This is a genomic window from Nocardia farcinica, assembly GCF_029867845.1.
Taxonomy (GTDB): Bacteria; Actinomycetota; Actinomycetes; order Mycobacteriales; family Mycobacteriaceae; genus Nocardia; species Nocardia farcinica_A.
Genome location: NZ_JARWRU010000722.1, coordinates 1 through 1830 on the forward strand (window position 1 = coordinate 1; position 1830 = coordinate 1830).

Annotated in this window: 1 protein-coding gene and 1 pseudogene; both read left to right on the top strand. The window is 71.0% G+C overall.

Translation table 11 applies throughout. The features are described 5' to 3' along the window. Positions 1-348: pseudogene (locus QH283_RS15820) on the top strand (hypothetical protein); the annotation flags it as partial. 508 nt (positions 349-856) lie between these two features. Beyond that, positions 857-1720 carry a L,D-transpeptidase gene (locus QH283_RS15825; protein ID WP_280503752.1) on the top strand — a complete coding sequence of 288 codons (864 nt, stop codon included), beginning with the start codon at positions 857-859 and terminating at the stop codon, positions 1718-1720. Positions 1721-1830: the final 110 nt, after the last annotated feature.

The following is a 1830-nucleotide window of genomic DNA, read 5'->3' on the forward strand; positions in this document are numbered from 1 at the left end:
ACCCCCCCCCCCCCCTCGGGGCCCCCCCCCCCCCCCCTGGCGGCGGGGGGCCGCCCGGCCGCCCCGCCCGCTGGTCGTGCTCCCGGCGACGGCGCCCGCGCCGACACACACCGCCGGGTCGTCCGGGCCGCCCGCCTCGGCGCGCGAGCCCTCGAAGGCGATCGCGACCGCCACCTGTCCACCGCCGTCCGCGTCGCCGACCGTGCTGGTGGCCATCGCGTCCTGGCCGACACCGACGGCGATCGGGATGCCGCCGAACCCCTGACTGGCGCCTTCGCCTGGAGCACGACCAGCGGGCAGAGCTGCCTGGCGACCCCCTTCGGCAAGTGGGACGTGGCGGCGCCCTGAGGGTCGGGGGAGCGGACGCGCTCGCGGCCGTCCGCCGTCGCCGCGACGAACCGGCTACGGGTCCGTGATATGCCTCACAACCCGCCCTGACCAGCGTGCAAACCGAACGTACGGCCTCTTGGCCTGCCGTATGCCATCCAGGCACGTGACCGGCCAGTTTCACGAAAAGCCGCACCGGGACACAACTTCTGTGACCACTCTCACCGATGATGCGCGTCACGCATGACGGCCACGCGCGAGTGGCCCCGGGTCGGCCGCGGCGGGTAGGAATGGACGCGGTCGAGCCGTACTCACGCGGTCGAGCCGTACTCACTCACGCGGGAGCTGGAGAAACACCCGGCACCCGCATCAGTACCCGTGGCAGGTCTTCGCGAAACACCCACGTGGTCGGCCCCTCGGGGCAGGTCGCGGCGAGACCCCACACCGATGAGATGTCCCTGGCGCCCCGCGCCGGGATGGAATGGACGATTCACCTATGCATGCCGTTACGAACAACAGGTCGCTGCCGATGCGAGACCGGCTGTCCCTCCGGCTTCGCCAGGGCGTCCTGCTGTCCGCGTCGATCGCCGCCGCGGGCGCGCTGCTCATCGCTCCCGCGCAGGCCGAGCCGCTGATCCCCGGTGTCGACCTTGGATCGACCAACCCGCTGATCACCGAGCCGGAGCCGCAGGCCAACTTCGCCCCGCCGAACATCAACATCGCCGACGGCGAGGTCGTCGGCGTGGCGCAGCCGATCATCATCACCTTCAAGGAGCCGATCGAGGACCGCGCGGCCGCCGAGCGCGCCATCAAGGTCACCTCGTCCAACGAGGCGCCCGGCCACTTCTACTGGTGGAGCGACCGTCAGGTGCGCTGGAAGCCTTTCGAGTTCTGGCCCGCCAACACCGACGTCTTCGTCGAGGCGGGCGGCACCACCAGCGCCTTCCGCATCGGCGACGCCCAGATCACCACCGCCGACGACGCCACCAAGACCATCACCGTCACCCGCAACGGCGAGGTCGTCAAGACGATGCCGACCTCGCTGGGCAAGCCCGGTTACGAGACGCCCAACGGCACCTACATCGTCGGCGAGCGCTTCCGCGAGATGGTCATGGACTCCTCGACCTACGGCGTGCCGATCGACGCCCCCGAGGGCTACAAGCTCGACGTGGAGTACGCGACCCGCATCTCCAACAGCGGCATCTTCGTGCACGCCGCGCCGTGGTCGGTGGCGCAGCAGGGCGTGTCCAACGCCAGCCACGGCTGCCTGAACGTGAGCACCGAGGACGCCCGGTGGTTCTTCGAGAACATCCAGAAGGGCGACCCGGTGATCGTGCAGAACACCGCGGGCGGGACCCTGAACGCCCGCGACGGTCTCGGCGACTGGAACTGATCGAGCGGAACCGATCGTCCGGCTGACGCCACGGACCACCCGGAGCCGGTCGCGGCCCCGGCGCGGCCGGCGGCACCGCAGTTCTAGGTCCGCTAGTACGGGGCGCCCGG

What these genes read in the sequence shown, in the direction of transcription:
- QH283_RS15825 (WP_280503752.1), top strand. Translation starts at nt 857, where the DNA reads ATGCGAGACCGGCTGTCCCTCCGGCTTCGCCAGGGCGTCCTGCTGTCC.